Genomic DNA, 19,437 nt, shown 5'->3' with positions numbered 1-19,437 from the left:
ATCAAGGGAGAGGTGCCTGAATCGCAGGCAAAAAAAAACCCGGAAATCCTCACTTTCGTGGGCCTTCCGGATTTTCTAAACCGCCAAATATGGTGGGTCGTGTGGGATTCGAACCTACGACCAATTGGTTAAAAGCCAACTGCTCTACCAACTGAGCTAACGACCCGCTGTGTGGTGGCGCGTATAATACTGATTTTTAAGGACTATTCAACACCTTTTTGAAAAAAATCAAAAATAAGGTGTTGGATCGCTTACACCGGCCGCTGCGAAGCCTTCTGCACGCAGGCGGCAGCTGTCGCATTTGCCGCACGCACGGCCGTCATCGTCCGCCTGATAGCAGGAAACAGTCAGGCCGTAATTCACGCCCAGCTTCACGCCCGCCTGGACGATCTGCGCCTTGCTCAGGTTCTGCAGCGGTGCCTGGATGCGGAAACCGTTGCCTTCCACGCCCGCTTTGGTCGCCAGGTTGGCCATGCGCTCGAACGACTCGATGAACTCCGGACGGCAATCCGGGTAACCGGAATAGTCCACCGCGTTGACACCGATAAAGATGTCACGCGCGCCGAGCACTTCAGCCCAGCCCAGTGCCAGCGACAGGAACACCGTGTTGCGCGCCGGTACGTAGGTCACCGGGATGCCCTCGCCCAGCTCTTCCGGGATGTCGATGCTGGTGTCGGTCAGTGCCGAGCCGCCCATGCCATTCAGGTTCAGGCCGATCACTTTGTGCTCGACCACACCCAGATCGCGAGCGACGCGCGCGGCGGCATGCAGCTCTGCATGGGAGCGCTGGCCGTAATCGAAACTCATGGTGTAGCAGGCGAAACCTTCGGCTCGGGCCATCGCCACGACCGTGGCCGAATCCAGACCGCCCGACAGTAAAATCACCGCACGCCGTTCGGTGGTGTTCAGTTGTTCAGTCATCTCAGCGCCCCGGCTCGTCATTCCAAAGATACTTGTGCAGCTGTAATTGCAGACGCACCGGCAGGTTGTCTGCCACCACCCAGTCCGCCAGATCCCTGGCATTGAGGTCATGATGACTTGGGGAAAACAGCACTTCACCCGCACGTTGATCGAGACCGTACTGGATCAGTTTGGAAACCGCCCAGTCATAGTCGTCCCGCGAACAGATGACAAACTTCACCTGATCGTTGGGCGTCAACAGTTCGATGTTTTCGTAGCGGTTGCGGTGCGCCTCTTTGGAGTCCGGTGTCTTCAAGTCGACCACGCGACTGACGCGCGAATCTACCGCCGAGATATCGAGTGCACCACTGGTTTCCAGTGACACTTCGTAACCGGCATCACACAATTGCTTGAGCAACGGGATGGCATTGGGCTGCGCCAGCGGTTCACCGCCGGTCACACAGACGTAGCGCGGGCGAAACCCGGCCACTTGTTCGAGGATATCGTCGAGGGTGCGGATCGTACCGCCGCTGAACGCATAGGCGCTGTCGCAGTATTGGCAACGCAATGGGCAACCGGTCAGGCGCACAAAAACCGTGGGCAGCCCGGCAGTCCGCGTTTCCCCCTGCAACGAGTAGAAAACTTCGGTAATTCTCAATGTGTCTTGCATAGTCGCCACGGGCGTAACAGCTAAACAGGCTGTCCGCCTCCGTCAGGCACTTCAGGCAACCCCGCCAACGCGTAGATCACCAGAAGCGTGTTTCAGAAAAAGGGCGTGAATTCTAACGAAAAAACCCGCGACAAGCGCGGGTTTCTTCCAAACGGGTCAAACACACTTACATGCGTTGCAGATCGCGTTGGGCCAACTGAGCAGCGGAGGTCCCCGGGTATTGGGAAACCACCTGTTGCAAAATGCCTTTGACCTTGTCGGTGTGACCGAGGCGGCGCTCTACATCAGCCAGCTTGTACAGCGAATCCGGCACTTTGGCGTGCTTGGGATAGAGCTGAGAAACTTTGGCAAAAGCCTGACCTGCACCTTGCAGATCGCCCTTGGCCAGGTTCACTTCGCCCAACCAGTACTGGGCATTGCCCGCGTATTGGCTGTTCGGGTATTTGCGCAGGAATGCCGAGAAAGCCTGGCTGGCCTTGTCGAAATCCTTGGCTTTGATCAGGTCGAAAGCGGCATCGTAATACAGCTTTTCCTTGGCCGGATCACCCGGTTCGCTACTTGCAGCAGGTGCCTGGGCAGCAGCCCCGGCGCCAGCGGCAGCACCGGCAGCAGCACTTGCATCGCCACCGGCAGAAGAATTCTCAGGAGTCGCGGCAGGTGCAACACCGGATCCTATGCGCCGATCAAGATCCTGGTATCGCTCCAGGGATTCCTGTTTCATGCGCGCAACCTGATTCTGCAGTTCTTCGATCACACCTTGCTGGCGCGATATCTGATCCTGCATCTGTTGCAGTTGGTTGAACAGCATGCCCTGTGCCGAGGCAGGGGCCGAAGCCGCTCCCCCGGCATAGGCGCCGTTCGTACCGTAACCCGCAGGCGGATAACTGCTCCCGCTATTGTTATAACCGGAGTTGTCATCGACCACAGGAACCGCAGCCCACACCGCAAGCGGTGCGAGGCTGAGAGCCAGAACAGTTACAGCACGACGGCACGTTCGCATATCGAATTACTTACGCAGTTCGACGCGACGGTTTTGAGCCCAGGACTGCTCGTCGTTGCCGGTAGCAACTGGACGCTCTTCGCCGTAGGAAACCAGTTCCAGCTGAGCTGGGGAAACACCTTGCAGTACCAGGTAGCGCTGAACGGCTTTCGCACGACGCTCGCCCAGTGCCATGTTGTACTCACGAGTACCACGTTCGTCGGTGTTGCCTTCCAGAACAACGCGAGCGCCGTTTGCTTTCAGGTCTTTGGCGTGAACGTCCAGAGCGCGCATGGCTTCTGGCTTCAGGTCCGAGCTGTCGTATTCGAAGTAGAAGGTGGTGATTGCGCGCAGAGCAGCTTCTTCGCTCAGGGAACCGTCAACGGCACCAGTGTTTGCGCCGTAACCAGCGTTTGGATCAACAGCGCCTTCACCGGCGTTGTCGCCGCCTTTGGACGAGCAACCTACAGCTACAGCCATGGCCAGAGCCAGCGCAGCAAATTTACCAAACTTCAGCATTTCCATCGTGAAACTCCTAATGAACCCCAGTGTGTTAAGTAAAACGTAAAGCGCCGCGTCAGTTCAGGTAAGGGGACCAGGACGGTTCTCTGACTTCGCCTTGTGCGGTAGGAAGCGGGAGCCTCACGCGTCCATTAATGGACACGAGCATCAAGACTCCCCGGCCCTGCTGGCGGGTGGCGTAGATTACCATGGTGCCGTTGGGCGCAACAGTAGGTGACTCGTCCAGAGTGCTATCAGTGAGGATCTTTACACTACCTCGCTGCAAATCCTGGGCCGCCACCTTGAAATTGGTGAAACCATCCTGGCGATGGATCATCACCAGCGTCTTTTCATCAGCCGACAGCTTCGGGTTGGCGTTGTAGTTGCCAATGAAGGTCACACGCTCGGCACCACCGCCGCTGGCGCTGGTTTTGTAGATCTGCGGCTTGCCGCCACGGTCCGAGGTGAAGTAGATGGTCGAACCATCCTTGCCCCAGTACGGTTCGGTGTTGATGCCAGGACCTGCAGTCACGCGAGTGATCTGACGCGAACCCAGGTTCATCACATAGATATCCGGGTTGCCGTCTTTCGACAGTACGAAAGCCAGACGATTGCCATCCGGCGACCAGGCTGGTGCGCCGTTCAGGCCTTCGAAGTTGGTGATCTGCTCACGGCGACCGGTGTCGATGTTCTGCATGAAGATCCGTGGACGCTTCTGCTCGAACGACACGTAGGCGATGCGCTTGCCATCCGGGGCGAAACGCGGCGACAGGATCGGCTCGCGCGATTGCAGCAGAGTCACGGCACGGGCACCGTCGTAGTCCGAACGCTGCAGGGTGTAGCGAGTGTTCTTCTCGGAGAAACGCTCGGCTGTCACGTACAGCAGACGGGTCGAAAACGCACCTTTGATACCGGTGAGTTTTTCGAACGACTGGTCAGAGATGAAGTGCGCCATGTCGCGCAGTTGCTCGGTGGTACCGGAAACACTGCCGTCAGCCACTTTCTGCTCGGTGGCCACGTTGAACAGTGCCCACTGCACCTGCAGACGACCACCCGCAGGAGCAATGCTGCCGACCATCATGTATTGAGCACCCACCGCCTTCCAGTCACGGAAGATGATTTCGCTCGGCTGGCTTGGCTGGCTGATCATGTTTTGCTTTGGAATCGGCGAGTAGTAGCCCGAGTTCCGCAAATCGTTACCAATGATTTCAGCCATGTCGTCCGGCAGCACCGCACCGCCCTGCATGCCGAACGGTACGACGGCGATCGGGGTGGCCCGATCGCTGCCGCTGGTGACCAGAATGTTCTTTTCATCAGCCATCGCGATCCCTGCCATGCAGCAGATCACGACCAGCATTCCTCGAAGAAGGTTTCTCACAAGGCTAGATCCTCAGGTGTGAATGTCATCTTGAATGAACGATACGGAGCGAAATCGCTCGGCTTCATTCCCTGCATTTCTGTCAAACGTCCAATATTCTTCACTGCCGCGACTGCCGACGCATCGAACGGACCATCGCCACTGGACTTGATCACGCTGACCGTGGTCACCGTACCGTCCGGCAACATGCCGATTCGCAATTCGACTGTCATGCCTTTGCGTGCCGAAGGCGGACGCGCCCAACCTTCCGCTGCTCGCGCACGAATCAGGTCATCGAAACTGCCCGCGACTTCGTCACCCTGTTCATCGGCCATGGCCTGCTCACGCTGTGGCGTGTCGGAAAGCAAATCTGCCAGGGCCTGAGCCTTTTTCTCTTCGGCGGATTTACGTGCCGCTTCCTGCGATTTCTTCTTCGCAGCATCGGCAGCAGCTTTCTTCTTCGCTTCGTCGGCGACTTTCTTCTTCGCCTCTTCAGCTTCAGCTTTTTTCTTGGCGTCTTCGGCGGCTTTCTTCTTCGCGTCTTCGACGATCTTCTTCTTGGCTTCTTCAGCGGCCGCTTTCTTGGCCTCTTCTTCAGCCGCCTTCTTGGCTTCTTCTTCGGCTTTCTTCTTGGCTATATCAGCCAATTGTTTCTCTTCTGCCTTCTTGGCCTCGGCTTTCTTCGCATCGTCGGCTTTCTTGGCTTCATCAGCCTTTTTCGCCTCGTCCGCTTTCTTCGCCTGATCGGCCTTCTTGGCTTCCTCGGCCTTTTGAGCCGCTTCTTCTTTCTTTTGTTCCGCAGCCTTCACCGCTTCCTGCTCTACCTTTTTCTGTTCCATCTGCTCGACTTCGGTCTGGCGCGCGGCGGATTTCTTCGCCTCACCCGCAATCTTCTGATTGGTCTGGGTGGTTGCCTGACTTTTCGATTTCAGCTGGTACAGGGTCGCCTGGACAATCGGCTTGGCCGGCGGCAACTCGGGTGTGAAGGCGAAACTGACGAACAGCATGCCGAACACCAGCACGTGCAGGACAATCGCCAGAACACTAGGCCAGAAGTAGCTTTCCGAGGCGGACGGCTCTCGCTGTTGCTGCATCAGGGGGCCTCGGTAATCAAACCAACATTACCGACCCCGGCTTTCTGCAACCCGCCCATGGCACCCATGACGGCGCCGTAGTCGACCGACTTGTCGCCACGGATAAAGACCTGGGTACGCTTGCCGCCTTCGGTGCCGGCGCGAATGATCTTGGTCACCGCGTCAGTCATCTGCGGCAGGGTCATTGCCCTGTCCTGCTGCTTTTCGGTATCGACTTCGCTGCCAAGGTTCCAGTAGTAGGTCTTGTCAGCCTTGATCGAAATGGTCAGCACCTGAGTGTTGTTGTCCTGCGGCAAGGCTTCGCTGGAAACCTTGGGCAGATCCACTTTCACGCCCTGATTGAGCATCGGCGCGGTCACCATGAAGATAACCAGCAGCACCAGCATCACGTCGATGTATGGCACCACGTTCATCTCGGCGACCGGCTTGCGCTTGTTTCGGGCTCGAGCGATTAAAGCCATCGGGAAATACCTGCTTATTCTTCGCTGGTGTGCACTTTGCGGTGCAGGATCGCCTGGAACTCATCGGCGAAGGTGTAGTAGCGGCTCAGCAAGGTTTCGCTGCGGGCAGAGAAACGGTTGTAAGCGATAACGGCCGGGATCGCGGCGAACAGGCCGATCGCGGTGGCGATCAGGGCTTCGGCAATACCCGGGGCCACGGTGGCCAGGGTCGCCTGCTGGGCGCTGGCCAGACCGCGGAAGGAGTTCATGATGCCCCACACGGTACCGAACAGACCGATGTACGGGCTGACCGAACCAACGGTGGCGAGGAACGGCAGGCTCTGCTCCAGCTTCTCTTCCTCACGGGAGATGGCAACGCGCATGGCCCGCGCCACACCTTCCATCACCGCTTCCGGGTCAACACCTGGCTGCTGACGCAGACGGGAGAATTCCTTGAAACCGGCACGGAAGATCTGCTCTACGCCCGAATCCGGATCAGGGTTGCTGCCGGCCTGACGGTACAGCTTGGACAGATCGATACCCGACCAGAAGCGCTCTTCGAAGCTCTCCAGGGCGCGTCGACCGGCGCGCAGCAGATTGCTGCGCTGAAAGATCATGATCCATGAGGTCACCGATGCGGCCACCAGGGTCAACATTACCAACTGCACCACGATGCTGGCATTGCTGACCAGGCTCCACATGGAGGAATGGTCGACGACGTTAGCTTCCACGCTTTATCTCCTGCTTTGAGTGTGTACCCGTGCCGCCCGCGTCGGCAAAGGCCGCACGCAAGGATTCGGGCATGGCCCGGGGTTTCAAACTGTCGGTGCGCACGCAGGCCACCAGAAACTGCCCTTCACAGAGCAGCACATTATCCGTGGCCCGCCTGACCTGCTGTTTGAAGCGCAGGCTGGCACGGTTCAATTCGATTACATCAGCGCTTACCAGCAGTTCGTCGTCCAGTCGCGCCGGTGCGTGGTAACGCGCTTCGCTGGAATGCACGACAAACAACAGGTCCTCCCCGGCCAGTTCCGACTGGGCAAAGCCCAGCGTCCGGAGCCGCTCGGTTCGAGCCCGTTCCATAAACTTGAGGTAATTAACGTAATACACGATGCCGCCCGCATCGGTGTCCTCGTAATAAACGCGACAACGATGTGCGAACGGCTCAAGCCCGTTTTGCGCGCGCATACTCTAGTGCTTACTCCTCGGGTTGCCAATCCGGCCAGGCAACTGTTTTTTCAGTGTTTAAGGCTTTACCGCAAAAGTACCGTCCTGTGACAGTACAAACGCTGAATAAATCGCCAAAAAATGTGTATCAATCGTCCACGGCATCGAGAAACTCGTCTGCCACGGGCATTTCACCCATTCGTGACGGAATGTTTAAACCGAAATGCAGGTACGCATGCCGTGTCACCACCCTGCCCCGTGGCGTACGCATGATGTAACCCTGCTGAATCAGGTACGGCTCCAGCACGTCTTCGATGGTATGGCGTTCCTCACTGATGGCAGCCGCAAGGCTGTCGATGCCCACCGGACCGCCATCGAACTTCTCGATCATGGTCAGCAGCAAGCGCCGGTCCTGATGATCGAAGCCGTGTTCATCGACATCCAGCAGATTCAACGCCAGATCGGCAACCGACTTGGTGATATGGCCCTTGGCCCGGACTTCGGCAAAATCGCGCACCCGCCGCAGCAGACGGTTGGCGATCCGTGGCGTACCACGGGCTCGACGAGCGATTTCGAAGGAACCCTCCGGATCCAGCGGCAGACCGAGAATCGCCGCCGACCGACTGACAATCGTCGCCAGATCCGCTGTGCTGTAGAACTCAAGACGCTGGACGATACCGAAGCGATCACGCAACGGGTTGGTCAGCATGCCGGCACGGGTGGTGGCGCCAACGAGGGTGAACGGTGGCAGATCAAGCTTGATCGAGCGCGCTGCCGGCCCTTCACCGATCATGATGTCGAGCTGGAAGTCTTCCATGGCCGGGTACAGCACTTCTTCGACAATTGGCGACAGGCGATGGATTTCGTCGATGAACAACACGTCGTGTGGCTCAAGATTGGTCAGCAGTGCCGCCAGATCTCCCGGACGCTCAAGCACCGGGCCCGACGTGCTCTTGATCGACACGCCCATTTCCTGGGCAATGATGTTGGCCAGCGTGGTTTTACCCAGACCCGGCGGGCCGAAGATCAACGTGTGATCCAGCGATTCACTGCGACCACGCGCCGCCTGGATGAACAGTTCCATCTGCTCGCGCACGGTCGGCTGGCCAATGTAGTCGGCCAGACTGACCGGGCGAATGGCCCGATCCTGGACTTCTTCGCGCTCGCGCGGGCTGTGCGCGGCGGCGATCAGACGATCAGCTTCAATCACTTAAATCATTCCCTTCAGGGCGCGGCGGATCAGGTCTTCACTGCTCAAATTCTTGTCCTTGATGGCGGTAATCGCCTTGCTCGCTTCCTGCGGCTTGTAGCCCAGGGAAATCAGCGCGCTGACCGCATCGTTTTCAGCGGTGTTGACCGGCGCCGGGCCGTCCGGCTGATTCGGCACCAGGGCGAACATGGCCGGCGAGGTTTCCCAGGCCTTGAAGCGATCCTTCAGTTCAACCAGCAGGCGCTCAGCGGTTTTCTTGCCGACCCCCGGGACCTTGGTCAGCGCCGAGGTGTCCTGGGATTGCACGCAGCGAATCAGTTCATCGACTTCCAGGCTCGACATCAAGGCCAGGGCCAGTTTCGGCCCGACACCATTGAGACGGATCAACTCGCGAAAAAAGTCTCGCTCACGCTTGCCGGCGAAACCATAGAGTAACTGCGCGTCTTCGCGTACGACCAAATGGGTGTGCAGCGTCAGCGGTTCACCGACCGACGGCAAGCGATAAAGGGTGGTCATGGGCACTTCCAGCTCATACCCGAGGCCGTTTACATCCAGAATCAGGTGCGGCGGCTGTTTCTCAGCCAGGGTGCCGCGCAAGCGTCCAATCACGTTTCAGATCCTTGAGCGTTGGCCAGCCGTGGGCTGGCGACAGATGGAAGGCGGGAATCGGGCCGACGACCCAGGCGCGAAATCCGCATTCCGCAAAAATGATTGCTGATGCTATCAGAGACGCAGGCGCCCGCCACGACTGCGTGCGGTACCCAGGCCATGCGGCAGCAGGCTGGAACGGGTGTGCGCGTGACAAATCGCGATGGCCAGGGCATCCGAGGCATCGATCTGCGGTTTGCTGGTCAGCTTGAGCATGTGCATGACCATCATCTGCACCTGTTCTTTATTGGCGGCGCCGGTGCCGACCACGGCTTGCTTGACCTGAGTGGCGGTGTACTCGGCAATCTCCAGACACTCTTCAGCGCCAGCCACAATGGCGGCGCCGCGAGCCTGCCCGAGCTTGAGAGCCGAATCGGCGTTTTTCGCCATGAACACTTTTTCGATGCCCATGGTCACCGGGCCATAGGTCTGAATGATTTCACGCACGCCGCGATAAACGATTTGCAGCCGCTCATGCAGCTCGCCGGCGCCGGTGCGGATGCAGCCCGACGCCACGTAGATGCAGCCGCCGCGTCCAGTATCGCGAACAATCCCGTAACCGGTGATGCGCGAGCCGGGGTCGATACCCAGAATTAAAGTCATAACGCCTGCGGAGTCGGTAAAAACAAGAAATTCAAAACAGCGAATAACCAATGTGGGAGCGGGCTTGCTCGCGAAAGCGGTGTGTCATTCAGCATTGATGCTTGCTGATACTCCGCCTTCGCGAGCAAGCCCGCTCCCACATTGAAGCCTAGTCGCTCTTAACCGAGCTGAGCGGCCACGTCTTCCGGAATGTCCGCGTTGGAGTAGACGTTCTGCACGTCATCCAGATCCTCGAGCATGTCGATCAGCTTGAGCACCTTCTCCGCGCCTTCCAGATCCAGCTCGGCGCTGGTGGTCGGCTGCATGACGATTTCTGCGTCGTCACCCTTGAACCCGGCCGCTTCCAACGCGTTACGCACCGCGTAGAAGCTGGTGAACGAGGTGAACACGTCGATCGAGCCGTCTTCATGGCTGACCACGTCGTCGGCATCCGCTTCCAGCGCCGCCTCGGTCAGGGCGTCTTCGTCGACGCCCGGGGCGAAGCTGATCTGCCCTTTGCGTTCGAACAGGTACGCAACCGAACCGTCGGTACCAAGGTTGCCGCCACATTTGCTGAACGCATGGCGCACGGCAGCTGCGGTACGGTTGCGGTTGTCGGTCATGCACTCGACCATGACCGCCACGCCGCCTGGGCCGTAACCTTCATAGGTCAGCTCTTCAACGTTGTCCGCTTCGGTCGCACCGGCGCCACGCGCAACGGCGCGGTCGATGATGTCGCGGCTCATGTTCGCACCGAGGGCCTTGTCCAGGGCCAGGCGCAGACGCGGATTGGAACCCGGATCGCCGCCGCCCTGACGGGCCGCAACGGTCAGCTCACGGATCCACTTGGTGAAGATCTTGCCTCTCTTGGCATCCTGACGTTCTTTGCGGTGCTTGATGTTCGCCCACTTGGAATGACCTGCCATAACTCGCTCCGAATTCTCTTGAAACGTTGCCCGCCCTGCTCACGCAGTGGCCAGCAAACAAAAAATCTCGACCTGCTCTCTATAGAAAGAAAAAAGGCGCATCCGAAGATGCGCCTTCAGGCCCGTCTTACTCAGCCTTTGGCGTTTCGCGCAAACGAATGTGCAGCTCGCGCAGCGCCTTGGCATCCACCACACCCGGCGCTTGCGTCATGACGTCCGCAGCACTCTGGGTTTTCGGGAAGGCAATCACTTCACGGATCGACTGGGCGCCGGTCATCAGCATCACCAGACGGTCCAGACCGAAGGCCAGACCACCGTGCGGCGGTGCACCGTACTTCAGCGCGTCGAGCAGGAAGCCGAACTTCTCTTCCTGTTCCGCTTCATTGATACCCAGCAGGCGGAACACCGCTTGTTGCATTTCCTTGCGATGGATACGAATCGAACCGCCACCCAGCTCGGTGCCGTTGAGCACCATGTCGTAGGCGCGGGACAGAGCGCCGGCCGGATTGGCTTCCAGCTCTTCTGGGGAGCACTTCGGTGCGGTGAACGGGTGGTGCAGCGCCGAGAAGCTGCCGTCGTCGTTTTCTTCGAACATCGGGAAGTCGACGACCCACATTGGCGCCCACTTGCAGGTCAGCAGGTCGAGGTCATGGCCCAGCTTGATACGCAGCGCGCCCAAGGCTTCGCTGACGATCTTGGCCTTGTCGGCGCCGAAGAACACGATGTCGCCGTCAACCGCGCCGACGCGATCGAGGATCACGTTGAGGTTGGCTTCAGGGATGTTTTTCACGATCGGCGATTGCAGACCCTCAACACCGGCAGCGCGCTCGTTGACCTTGATGTAGGCCAGGCCCTTGGCACCGTAGATGCCGACGAACTTGGTGTAGTCGTCGATCTGCTTGCGCGGCATGCTCGCCCCGCCTGGAACGCGCAGTGCAGCGATACGGCATTTCGGATCGTTGGCCGGGCCGCTGAACACCTTGAACTCGACTTCTTTGAGTTGGTCGGCAACGTCGACCAGTTCCAGCGGGTTACGCAGGTCCGGCTTGTCGGAACCGTAACGACGCATGGCTTCTTCAAAGGTCATGTGCGGGAATTCGCCGAATTCCAGATCCAGCACTTCCTTGAACAGGTTGCGGATCATGCCTTCGGTCAGGCCCATGATGTCTTTTTCGTCGAGGAAGCTGGTCTCGATGTCGATCTGAGTGAACTCAGGCTGACGGTCGGCACGCAGGTCTTCGTCGCGGAAGCATTTGGCGATCTGGTAGTAACGGTCGAAACCGGCAACCATCAGCAGTTGCTTGAACAGCTGAGGCGATTGCGGCAGCGCGAAGAACGAACCGGCGTGAGTACGGCTCGGCACCAGGTAGTCGCGGGCGCCTTCCGGGGTAGCACGGGTCAGAATCGGCGTTTCCACGTCGAGGAAACCGTTCTCGTCGAGGAAGCGACGGATGCTGGTGGTCATGCGCGAACGCAGACGCAGCTTCTCGGCCATTTCCGGACGACGCAGGTCCAGGAAGCGGTAGCGCAGGCGGGTTTCTTCGCCGACGTCGGAGTATTCGTTGAGCGGGAACGGCGGGGTTTCCGACTCGTTCAGCACTTCCAGCTCGTAGCCCAACACTTCGATCATGCCCGACGCCATGTTGGCGTTGGTCGCACCGGCCGGACGCAGACGCACCTTACCGGTGATTTTCACGACGTATTCGCTGCGCACGCGATCGGCGGCGGCGAAGCTCTCGGCGCGATCCGGATCGAACACCACCTGAGCCAGACCATCACGATCACGGATATCGAGGAAAATCACCCCGCCGTGGTCGCGACGACGGTGAACCCATCCGCAAAGGGTAATTTCCTGGCCTTCCAGGCTTTCGTTCAGTTGGCCGCAATAATGGCTGCGCATCATGGTAGTGGTTTCGCTTCTCGTAATTCGAAATTCGGTGGAGATCCCGTCGCACTCAAGCACTGCGAAATCTCACGCGTGTCGTTCGACCTGGGCCTGAACCCTAGTCAGATTTGTCGCCACCGGCCAGATTCTTCTTGGCTCCGGTCTTGAAATCGGTTTCGTACCAACCGCTGCCGCTGAGGCGAAAACCCGGCATGGACAGCTGTTTCTTGAGCTCTGGCGCCTGACAGGCAGGGCAGTCGACCAGCGGTGCCTCGCTGATCTTTTGAATGGCTTCCAACTGATGACCACAGGAAGCACATTGATAATCGTACATCGGCATGGGGGTGTCTCGGCGATCAGATTGCCACCGCGCGCAGGGCTTTGCGGCGAAAGAGCGGGATTATATCCATTAAATGCGGGCTGTGCAGCCGTAAGACTGCACAGCCCGCCACGTCATTTCAAGTATTGCCCGTTCAGGGCATGACGGCCGCCGGGGTATCCCGCAGGCCATTCATCACACACACCACCCGTACCAGACCGCTGAAGTTTTTCACCCCGCCGTGGCGCAGGTGCACTTCGCGGTCCACATGGGACAGCAGCGTACTGACCGAGCAGCCATTGTGCCCAGCCATGTCACCGAGAATGTTCCAGTAAACCTGCTCGAGCCTCAAGCAAGTGGCAAAGCCGTTCAAACGCACTGATCTGGCCAGCGGCCGGATCAGCTCGAAATCGAAATCGCTGACAAACGGATCGACCTTCATTTCCCGTTGCGAACCGACGTGCTCGCATCGCCTGTCTCCACCTACCATATCGCTGACACTCCTTTGTCATCGCTGCTTTTATAAAGACAACATCCTGTGCCTTCATAAAAACGCAGACGCAAAGTCAGCGCCAGATGACTAGTTGCCCAGCAGCGTAGGATAAGCCGACATCTTCAGTAAGATTTGAAACAGTATGCGGACATCCACACCCTGCGGACGTCCGCGCACCGGACTATCAGGCCTCGAGCAACGCGCGCAACATCCACGCGGTCTTCTCATGCACCTGCATGCGCTGGGTCAGCAAGTCGGCCGTCGGCTCGTCGCTGACCTTGTCCAACAGCGGGAAGATGCCGCGAGCGGTGCGAGTGACCGCTTCCTGGCCGTCGACCAACTGCTTGATCATGTCCTCGGCACTTGGCACCCCGACTTCTTCTTTAATAGAGGAGAGACGCGCGTAAGTCGCGTAGGCACCCGGCGCAGGAAAACCCAGAGCGCGGATACGCTCGGCGATCAGATCCACCGCCAGCGCCAGCTCGTTGTATTGCTCTTCGAACATCAGATGCAGGGTCCTGAACATGGGACCTGTGACGTTCCAGTGGAAGTTATGGGTTTTCAGATACAGCACGTAGGTGTCCGACAGCAGCCGCGACAGCCCCTCGACGATGGACTTGCGATCTTCTTCACTGATACCGATATCGATTGCCATGTTTACCCCCTAAGGCGATTGAATTCATCCAACAGGTGCAGACCCACTCTAGCAAGGCAGCCGCCACCTCGCAGCCGACAATCTTCACTCGCCATGCGACAAATCGACCGGGCACGTGCCGCTGGCCGGGGTAATTTGAGTAGCTGCAGGCTTTGCTGTTAAATAGGCAGTGTGTCGCTACGCCCCATTTTTCGGGGGTGTCGCGCATAGGCTGATGCCGGGCACGTGTCCAACGCCTCTTTATTGTTCCGAAGCGAACCGTGCGCCTTCAGCTCTTCCTTGTGAGCCGTCATAACGTGAGCCAATCAAAATGTTGAAAATCGTCCACCTGCTAATGGGCGCAGCGGCCTTGCTGCTGTCGTTCATACCTAGCTTGAAATCCGAAGCCGTTCCTTACCTGCAACAACCCGATGCACTTTACCTGGCCTTTTTCGGCCTGCTGAATCTGGTCATCGCTCCAGTGATTCCTTACTGGAACAAAGGCCCGCGCCAGCATCTGCAAAATCTGGTCAGCGCTCTTCTCGTGCTGACTGTCGTCCTGCAAACCCTGACCCTGATCGCACCGATGCCAGTCATCGCCGGTCAACCGGCGGTGTTGTTCAGCCTGGTGATCGCTCTGGTTGCCGTGGTCCTGCATCTGGCCATCAGCTTCTACAAGTCTTCACCGGCCGCCGCACCGACTACCTATGACATGAGCAACCGCGATACCGGTACCGTCAAGTGGTTCAACACCTCCAAAGGCTTCGGCTTTATCTCCCGGGATTCCGGCGATGATATTTTCGTGCACTTTCGTGCAATCCGTGGCGAAGGCCACCGCGTACTGGTCGAAGGCCAGCGCGTGGAGTTCTCGGTGATGAACCGGGATAAAGGCCTGCAAGCCGAGGATGTGATCGCCGCCCTGCCGCGTCGCTGATCCAAGGCAATAAAAAACCGCGAACAGCCAGGCTGCTCGCGGTTTTTTTACGCCTGCATAAAGGTGTTGGCATCAGTAATGCGGTGGTGGCGCCTCTTCCTCGAAAGAATCGAACTGCCCGACCATCTCCTCCTGACGCTTGAGCAACGCCGCCATTTGCAACTGCAGGCGCTCGATCACCCGCTGCTGCGCCACCAGTTCGTCGTTCAACGCCTGAATGGTGTCATCCTGAAAAGCCAGACGGCTTTCCAGATCGGTGACGCGTTCTTCAAGGTTCATGGTTCAACCCTCCAGAAACGTGAAGTGTTCGGTCAGCACCAGACGCAGCCGCTCACGAATGCTCGCGACCTGCTCGGCGCTGTAGGGTTTGGCCGGGTGTTTGCCCCAGACCGGCGCCGGCCATGCCGCATCGTCACGCTTGCGCACGATCACATGCATATGCAACTGGCTGACAACGTTGCCCAGCGTCGCGACGTTCAGCTTGTCGGCATCGAACAAGTCCTTGAGCAACTCGGCCAGCGCCGTGGTTTCCTGCCACAACTGCTGCTGGTCGGCGACATCCAACTGAAACAACTCGCTGATATCGTCGCGACGAGGCACCAGGATGAACCACGGGTAATTGGCATCGTTGGACAGCAGCAGCCGGCAGAGCGGGAAATCGCCGATGGTCAGGGTGTCCTGTTGAAGTCGTGAATCTAAAGCAAACACTGCGTGCACTCCCGGCTGATCTACACAATTCAGCTTAGCGGCCATCCAGACAGACATGACGCCAAGCGACAGGCAGGCAGCATACCTGCGAATGCGCCGGGCTTCACGATGAGCGTGCCAGGACAGACATTGCTCAACGCTCCTGCATGCGACATTTTCGGGCGGCACGCACCATGACGGAACCGACTGCGCGGTGCAGCACAATGAAATGACCAGAAAAGCCCAAAGCGTTCATCCCCTGCTCCCGCTCAAACTGTATGAATCCGGAACAACTGGAAAAATTTTTGCACCAAAACCGCACAGCGCGTCTACGCTCAGTGCGTCGGGCATCCGCCGAATACTCACCGGCGGGGTGAACCGGTAACGTTTTTCGTTGTCGCGCGCACGAACCTGCTCGACAACACCAAGCGAGGGATGGCGTCAAGCCCTGATAAAGAAGGGCTTGAGGCCCAGTATTTATGAGGTTTTTACAGCGAGTGACGAGTGTTCAGAAAAATAACCGCATAGAGAAAGCAGTTTGTGCACGCTTGTTGCATTCGTACCCATATGGACTATAAGCGCACCACGGGAAGTGGGAGCCTTAGGCCCAACAAAAACAGTGGCAGGGTTGCCCGATGGAGATTCAAGTGTTTTGCCAGGGACTCTTTTTTAGCGATGCAAAAGGCTAGAAAAACAGCGAGAAAGTTGTCGATCCGATTGCATCGGTACTGTGAATTTGCGACATCTACAAAGCCATCTGCGACAGCGTCGTAAAGAAGGTGAAAGGTTGGATTAGCAAGTATCGCCAACATTGTCGGCGTGATATAAGTTTGCGCCGACACAAAAAGAAAGAGCCGCCCAGATAATAAAACAGGTGGGACGGCAGTACTCTTCTAAAAACCAAAGGAGCAAATCACGATGCGCGTGATGAAGTGGAGCATGATCGCCCTGGCTGTTGCAGCAGGCACCTCGCAGTTCGCAATGGCATCTTCGCAGGATGACGCCAAAGGGTTCCTGGAAGACCAGAGTCTGAAACTGAAGACTCGTATGGAATACATGAACCGCGATTACAAAAATGGTGCCGGTAACGTTGCAAAGAAAGACGGCACCCCGGGTTTTGAAAGCGGCTATCGCCAGGACACCGGTGTCAGCCAACTGCTGACCTACGAATCGGGCTTCACTCAAGGCACCGTAGGTTTCGGTCTCGACGCCATGGCCATGGGTTCGGTCAAGCTGGACGGTGGCTCGGGTCGTCGTGGTAACGGCCTGTTCGCGATTGATAGCGACGGCAACGAAGAGAAATCCCAAGGCAAGATCGGCGGCGCTGTCAAATTCCGCGTTTCCGACACTGTGCTGAAATACGGTCAGCAATTCGTTGCCAGCCCGGTCTTCGCCACTGACGACAGCCGTCTGTTGCCAGAAGTGGCTACCGGTACCTTGATCACTTCCAAAGAGATCAAAGGCCTGGAACTGAGCGCAGGTCGCTTCACCGCCCTGAGCAAGCAAACCGGCATGGGCCGCGACAGCATCGGCGGTCTGCCTGATGAGAACGGCAACGGTGGCAAGGGCCTGACCAGCATCAACATCTTCGGCGCCAGCTATGCTTTCACCGACAACTTCACCGGTGCATTTGCCGCTTCGGATGCCGACCAGTACTTCAAGAAGCAATACATCAATCTGAACTACACCCTGCCTATCGCCGAAGACCAGTCGCTGAACTTCGACTTCAACGGTTATAAAACCGAAGGCGAGAAGCGTGGAAACCTGGTCAGCGCCATTGGCGACGAAACCCCTGACAACGACACCCGTGGCGTAGACAACAAACTGTGGTCCCTGGCAGCAGCCTACAGCCTCGGCGCGCACAAGTTCACCATCGCTCACCAGCGCTCCAGCGGCGACAATGCCTACTACTATGGCGTTGACGGCAACAGCACCATCTTCGTTGCCAACTCCATTCAGATCTCCGACTTCGTGGGCCGTGAAGAACGCTCCTGGCAAGCTCGTTACGACCTGAACATGAAGACTTATGGCGTTCCTGGCCTGAGCTTCATGACCCGTTACGTGAAGGGTGACAACATCAAGACCAACGGTCTGGGTGAAGGTAAAGAAAACGAGTGGAACGCCGAGTCCAAGTACGTGATCCAGGAAGGTCCAGCCAAGGATCTGTCGTTCCGTCTGCGTTACGCCATGTACCGTTCGAACGGCGCGTACAGCGGCTACGCGTCTGACAACAACGACACCCGTCTGATCGTCGAGTACCCACTGAACATCCTCTAATCGGGATATGCAGCTGACGTACTGTAGAGCTTTGCTCTAACAAGAACCGCTCACCTGACTCAGGTGAGCGGTTTTTTTATGAATCAAGTTTGCCCTGCCTTCCTGTTTCTGACCGTACAAACAATAGTAGCTAGCTACTTATTAGCCAACGAACATCTAGATCAGACATAAAAAACCCAAGAGTGCGGACAGCTCTTGGGTTAGTCCACTCATTAACTGACCGCAAGGCCAAGTATCAGTGGTATTACTGAACAGCCGATTCCTGAACTACTCGAATAACCCGCTGTGGAAACGGAATATCAATACCGGCAGTTTTCAAACGGTCACGGGACTGTTCGTTAAACATGAACATCACGTCCCAATAGTCTGCAGTTTTAACCCACACACGCAGGGAAACAGTGATCGAACTGTCACCCAACGTCGAAATGACCGCTTGTGGCGCAGGGTCCTGCAATACGCGCTCATCCTTGGCCAGATCCAGCAGCACCTGACGGGCCTTTTGCAGATCAGCTTCGTAATCCACACCCACGTCAAACACCACTTTGCGGGTTGGTTGACGGTTGGTGTTGGTGATGATGCCGTTCGACAGATTGCCGTTCGGGACGATGATGGTCTTGTTGTCACCGGTACGCAGCACGGTGTGGAAAATCTGGATGCTGTCGACCGTACCCGCCACACCTTGCGCTTCGATCCAGTCACCGATACGGAACGGACGGAACAGCAGAATCAACACGCCGCCGGCGAAATTCGCCAGGCTACCCTGCAACGCCAGACCGATCGCCAGACCGGCCGCACCGATCGCGGCCACGAACGAGGTGGTTTCCACGCCGATCATCGAGGCGACGCTGACAATCAGCAGCACCTTGAGGATGATGTTCGCCAGGCTGCTGATGAAGCCTTGCAGCGCCAGGTCGGCATTGCGCAGGGCCAGCAGACCGCCGAGTTTTTGCGTGACCTTGTTGATCAGCCACCAGCCAATGGCCAGGGTAATCACCGCCAGCAGCACGCGGCTGCCGTATTCCATGATCATCGGAATCCACGCCTGGGACGCCTTGACCAGGTTGTCTACCTCAGCATTCAAATCCATCTTCCATCTCCTGATTTCCGGCTACCCGGGCTGTACACATATAAAAAGTGGGAGCGGGCTTGCTCGCGAAAGCGCTGTGTCATTCAACAATGAGTTGCCTGACACAGCGCTTTCGCGAGCAAGCCCGCTCCCACAGCCATCTGACCGGACTTAGTCGCGGAAGTTGTTGAACTGCAGTGGCATGCCGAATTCCTTGGCGCGCAGAGCCGCGATGGCTTCCTGCAGGTCATCGCGCTTCTTGCCGGTCACCCGCACCTGCTCGCCCTGAATGGCGGCCTGCACCTTGAGCTTGGCGTCCTTGATGTGAGCGACGATTTTCTTCGCCAGCTCCTTGTCGATGCCTTCCTTGAGGATCGCGTCCTGCTTCATCAGCTTGCCCGAGGCGTAAGCGTCTTTGACTTCAAGGCACTGCACATCGATCTTGCGCTTGGTCAGGGCCAGCTTCAGGATCTCGATCATCGCTTCCAGCTGGAACCCGGCTTCAGCGGTCAGATTGACGGTCAGGTCCTTTTCCTTGAACTCGAAGCTGCCTTTGCCTTTCAGGTCATAGCGACGATCGAGTTCCTTCACGGCGTTCTCGACCGCGTTGGTCAGCTCGTGTTTGTCCAGTTCGGATACCACGTCGAACGACGGCATGTAATCTCTCC

The 19,437-nt window shown here is 57.8% G+C and carries 23 protein-coding genes and 1 tRNA gene; 2 read left to right on the top strand and 22 right to left on the bottom strand.

Annotated features, from left to right (window positions below):
- Positions 1-90: 90 nt before the first annotated feature.
- From H043_RS0115030 to H043_RS0114945, 18 genes are all read right to left on the bottom strand, one after another.
- Positions 91-166 (bottom strand) — tRNA-Lys (locus H043_RS0115030).
- 62 nt (positions 167-228) lie between these two features.
- Complete coding sequence (gene queC / locus H043_RS0115025; protein ID WP_027612538.1) at positions 229-921, bottom strand: 7-cyano-7-deazaguanine synthase QueC; 693 nt, start codon at positions 919-921, stop codon at positions 229-231.
- Between the two features lies 1 nt (position 922).
- Complete coding sequence (gene queE / locus H043_RS0115020; RefSeq protein WP_027612537.1) at positions 923-1,570, bottom strand: 7-carboxy-7-deazaguanine synthase QueE; 648 nt, start codon at positions 1,568-1,570, stop codon at positions 923-925.
- Between the two features lie 166 nt (positions 1,571-1,736).
- Positions 1,737-2,570: a tol-pal system protein YbgF gene (ybgF, locus tag H043_RS0115015; protein WP_027612536.1), complete on the bottom strand. Its 834-nt coding sequence runs from the start codon at positions 2,568-2,570 to the stop codon at positions 1,737-1,739.
- A 6-nt stretch (positions 2,571-2,576) separates the two neighbouring features.
- On the bottom strand, positions 2,577-3,074 hold the full coding sequence (pal, locus tag H043_RS0115010) for a peptidoglycan-associated lipoprotein Pal (RefSeq protein WP_003178634.1): 498 nt from the start codon (positions 3,072-3,074) through the stop codon (positions 2,577-2,579).
- Positions 3,075-3,126: 52 nt separating this feature from the next.
- A complete protein-coding gene (tolB, locus tag H043_RS0115005; protein ID WP_164747834.1) occupies positions 3,127-4,407 on the bottom strand; it encodes a Tol-Pal system beta propeller repeat protein TolB in 1,281 nt (426 codons plus the stop codon).
- A 17-nt stretch (positions 4,408-4,424) separates the two neighbouring features.
- The gene (gene tolA, locus H043_RS0115000) at positions 4,425-5,501 is read right to left on the bottom strand and encodes a cell envelope integrity protein TolA (protein ID WP_027612534.1); all 1,077 of its coding nucleotides are present in this window, start codon (positions 5,499-5,501) and stop codon (positions 4,425-4,427) included.
- A complete protein-coding gene (gene tolR, locus H043_RS0114995; RefSeq protein ID WP_161794900.1) occupies positions 5,501-5,953 on the bottom strand; it encodes a protein TolR in 453 nt (150 codons plus the stop codon). The genes tolA and tolR overlap by 1 nt, the downstream gene beginning before the upstream one ends.
- A 23-nt stretch (positions 5,954-5,976) precedes the next feature.
- On the bottom strand, positions 5,977-6,672 hold the full coding sequence (tolQ, locus tag H043_RS0114990) for a protein TolQ (RefSeq protein WP_007912733.1): 696 nt from the start codon (positions 6,670-6,672) through the stop codon (positions 5,977-5,979).
- The gene (gene ybgC, locus H043_RS0114985; protein ID WP_027612533.1) at positions 6,662-7,129 is read right to left on the bottom strand and encodes a tol-pal system-associated acyl-CoA thioesterase; all 468 of its coding nucleotides are present in this window, start codon (positions 7,127-7,129) and stop codon (positions 6,662-6,664) included. The genes tolQ and ybgC overlap by 11 nt, the downstream gene beginning before the upstream one ends.
- Before the next feature lie 127 nt (positions 7,130-7,256).
- Positions 7,257-8,318 carry a Holliday junction branch migration DNA helicase RuvB gene (ruvB, locus tag H043_RS0114980; protein WP_007962024.1) on the bottom strand — a complete coding sequence of 354 codons (1,062 nt, stop codon included), beginning with the start codon at positions 8,316-8,318 and terminating at the stop codon, positions 7,257-7,259.
- Positions 8,319-8,927 carry a Holliday junction branch migration protein RuvA gene (ruvA, locus tag H043_RS0114975; protein WP_003227522.1) on the bottom strand — a complete coding sequence of 203 codons (609 nt, stop codon included), beginning with the start codon at positions 8,925-8,927 and terminating at the stop codon, positions 8,319-8,321. It lies immediately after the preceding gene.
- A 114-nt stretch (positions 8,928-9,041) separates the two neighbouring features.
- Complete coding sequence (gene ruvC, locus H043_RS0114970; RefSeq protein WP_007962095.1) at positions 9,042-9,569, bottom strand: crossover junction endodeoxyribonuclease RuvC; 528 nt, start codon at positions 9,567-9,569, stop codon at positions 9,042-9,044.
- A 158-nt stretch (positions 9,570-9,727) separates the two neighbouring features.
- On the bottom strand, positions 9,728-10,474 hold the full coding sequence (locus H043_RS0114965) for a YebC/PmpR family DNA-binding transcriptional regulator (RefSeq protein WP_003227527.1): 747 nt from the start codon (positions 10,472-10,474) through the stop codon (positions 9,728-9,730).
- A 127-nt stretch (positions 10,475-10,601) separates the two neighbouring features.
- The gene (aspS, locus tag H043_RS0114960) at positions 10,602-12,377 is read right to left on the bottom strand and encodes an aspartate--tRNA ligase (protein ID WP_003227530.1); all 1,776 of its coding nucleotides are present in this window, start codon (positions 12,375-12,377) and stop codon (positions 10,602-10,604) included.
- Between the two features lie 100 nt (positions 12,378-12,477).
- Positions 12,478-12,699, bottom strand: a complete 222-nt coding sequence (locus H043_RS0114955; protein ID WP_003227532.1) for an FmdB family zinc ribbon protein — start codon at positions 12,697-12,699, stop codon at positions 12,478-12,480.
- Between the two features lie 133 nt (positions 12,700-12,832).
- On the bottom strand, positions 12,833-13,168 hold the full coding sequence (locus H043_RS0114950; protein WP_027612532.1) for a ribbon-helix-helix domain-containing protein: 336 nt from the start codon (positions 13,166-13,168) through the stop codon (positions 12,833-12,835).
- Positions 13,169-13,355: 187 nt separating this feature from the next.
- Positions 13,356-13,826: a Dps family protein gene (locus tag H043_RS0114945; RefSeq protein ID WP_007912745.1), complete on the bottom strand. Its 471-nt coding sequence runs from the start codon at positions 13,824-13,826 to the stop codon at positions 13,356-13,358.
- Positions 13,827-14,136: 310 nt separating this feature from the next.
- Between H043_RS0114945 and H043_RS30930 the strand changes: the two genes are divergently transcribed.
- On the top strand, positions 14,137-14,739 hold the full coding sequence (locus H043_RS30930) for a cold-shock protein (RefSeq protein WP_027612531.1): 603 nt from the start codon (positions 14,137-14,139) through the stop codon (positions 14,737-14,739).
- A 72-nt stretch (positions 14,740-14,811) separates the two neighbouring features.
- Here the strand turns inward: H043_RS30930 and H043_RS0114935 are convergent, their stop codons facing one another.
- Complete coding sequence (locus H043_RS0114935) at positions 14,812-15,018, bottom strand: SlyX family protein (protein ID WP_007962092.1); 207 nt, start codon at positions 15,016-15,018, stop codon at positions 14,812-14,814.
- A 3-nt stretch (positions 15,019-15,021) separates the two neighbouring features.
- The gene (locus H043_RS0114930) at positions 15,022-15,447 is read right to left on the bottom strand and encodes an HIT domain-containing protein (RefSeq protein WP_027612530.1); all 426 of its coding nucleotides are present in this window, start codon (positions 15,445-15,447) and stop codon (positions 15,022-15,024) included.
- Between the two features lie 897 nt (positions 15,448-16,344).
- Between H043_RS0114930 and H043_RS0114925 the strand changes: the two genes are divergently transcribed.
- Positions 16,345-17,703, top strand: coding sequence for an OprD family porin (locus H043_RS0114925; protein ID WP_027612529.1), 1,359 nt, complete (start codon positions 16,345-16,347; stop codon positions 17,701-17,703).
- Positions 17,704-17,947: 244 nt separating this feature from the next.
- Here the strand turns inward: H043_RS0114925 and H043_RS0114920 are convergent, their stop codons facing one another.
- Entirely contained in the window at positions 17,948-18,790 is an 843-nt protein-coding gene (locus tag H043_RS0114920) for a mechanosensitive ion channel family protein (protein WP_027612528.1), read from the bottom strand.
- Positions 18,791-18,940: 150 nt separating this feature from the next.
- Positions 18,941-19,426: a YajQ family cyclic di-GMP-binding protein gene (locus tag H043_RS0114915; protein WP_003227548.1), complete on the bottom strand. Its 486-nt coding sequence runs from the start codon at positions 19,424-19,426 to the stop codon at positions 18,941-18,943.
- Between the last annotated feature and the right edge of the window lie 11 nt (positions 19,427-19,437).

The organism is Pseudomonas sp. URIL14HWK12:I6 (genome assembly GCF_000514195.1).
In the GTDB taxonomy this organism is placed as follows: domain Bacteria; phylum Pseudomonadota; class Gammaproteobacteria; order Pseudomonadales; family Pseudomonadaceae; genus Aquipseudomonas; species Aquipseudomonas putida_A.
The sequence above is the reverse complement of the archived record's forward strand: the minus strand, read 5'-3'. Positions and strand labels throughout refer to the sequence as shown.

Bases quoted from the DNA above. Each gene is read 5' to 3' on its own strand.
- H043_RS0114955 (WP_003227532.1), bottom strand. From the start codon at position 12,699: ATGCCGATGTACGATTATCAATGTGCTTCCTGTGGTCATCAGTTGGAA.
- pal (WP_003178634.1), bottom strand. From the start codon at position 3,074: ATGGAAATGCTGAAGTTTGGTAAATTTGCTGCGCTGGCTCTGGCCATG.
- H043_RS0114915 (WP_003227548.1), bottom strand. From the start codon at position 19,426: ATGCCGTCGTTCGACGTGGTATCCGAACTGGACAAACACGAGCTGACC.
- queC (WP_027612538.1), bottom strand. From the start codon at position 921: ATGACTGAACAACTGAACACCACCGAACGGCGTGCGGTGATTTTACTG.
- H043_RS0114945 (WP_007912745.1), bottom strand. From the start codon at position 13,826: ATGGCAATCGATATCGGTATCAGTGAAGAAGATCGCAAGTCCATCGTC.
- H043_RS0114925 (WP_027612529.1), top strand. From the start codon at position 16,345: ATGCGCGTGATGAAGTGGAGCATGATCGCCCTGGCTGTTGCAGCAGGC.
- tolA (WP_027612534.1), bottom strand. From the start codon at position 5,501: ATGCAGCAACAGCGAGAGCCGTCCGCCTCGGAAAGCTACTTCTGGCCT.
- H043_RS30930 (WP_027612531.1), top strand. From the start codon at position 14,137: ATGTTGAAAATCGTCCACCTGCTAATGGGCGCAGCGGCCTTGCTGCTG.
- queE (WP_027612537.1), bottom strand. From the start codon at position 1,570: ATGCAAGACACATTGAGAATTACCGAAGTTTTCTACTCGTTGCAGGGG.
- ruvC (WP_007962095.1), bottom strand. From the start codon at position 9,569: ATGACTTTAATTCTGGGTATCGACCCCGGCTCGCGCATCACCGGTTAC.
- H043_RS0114965 (WP_003227527.1), bottom strand. From the start codon at position 10,474: ATGGCAGGTCATTCCAAGTGGGCGAACATCAAGCACCGCAAAGAACGT.
- aspS (WP_003227530.1), bottom strand. From the start codon at position 12,377: ATGATGCGCAGCCATTATTGCGGCCAACTGAACGAAAGCCTGGAAGGC.
- ybgF (WP_027612536.1), bottom strand. From the start codon at position 2,570: ATGCGAACGTGCCGTCGTGCTGTAACTGTTCTGGCTCTCAGCCTCGCA.
- H043_RS0114920 (WP_027612528.1), bottom strand. From the start codon at position 18,790: ATGGATTTGAATGCTGAGGTAGACAACCTGGTCAAGGCGTCCCAGGCG.
- ybgC (WP_027612533.1), bottom strand. From the start codon at position 7,129: ATGCGCGCGCAAAACGGGCTTGAGCCGTTCGCACATCGTTGTCGCGTT.
- tolB (WP_164747834.1), bottom strand. From the start codon at position 4,407: ATGCTGGTCGTGATCTGCTGCATGGCAGGGATCGCGATGGCTGATGAA.
- H043_RS0114935 (WP_007962092.1), bottom strand. From the start codon at position 15,018: ATGAACCTTGAAGAACGCGTCACCGATCTGGAAAGCCGTCTGGCTTTT.
- H043_RS0114950 (WP_027612532.1), bottom strand. From the start codon at position 13,168: ATGGTAGGTGGAGACAGGCGATGCGAGCACGTCGGTTCGCAACGGGAA.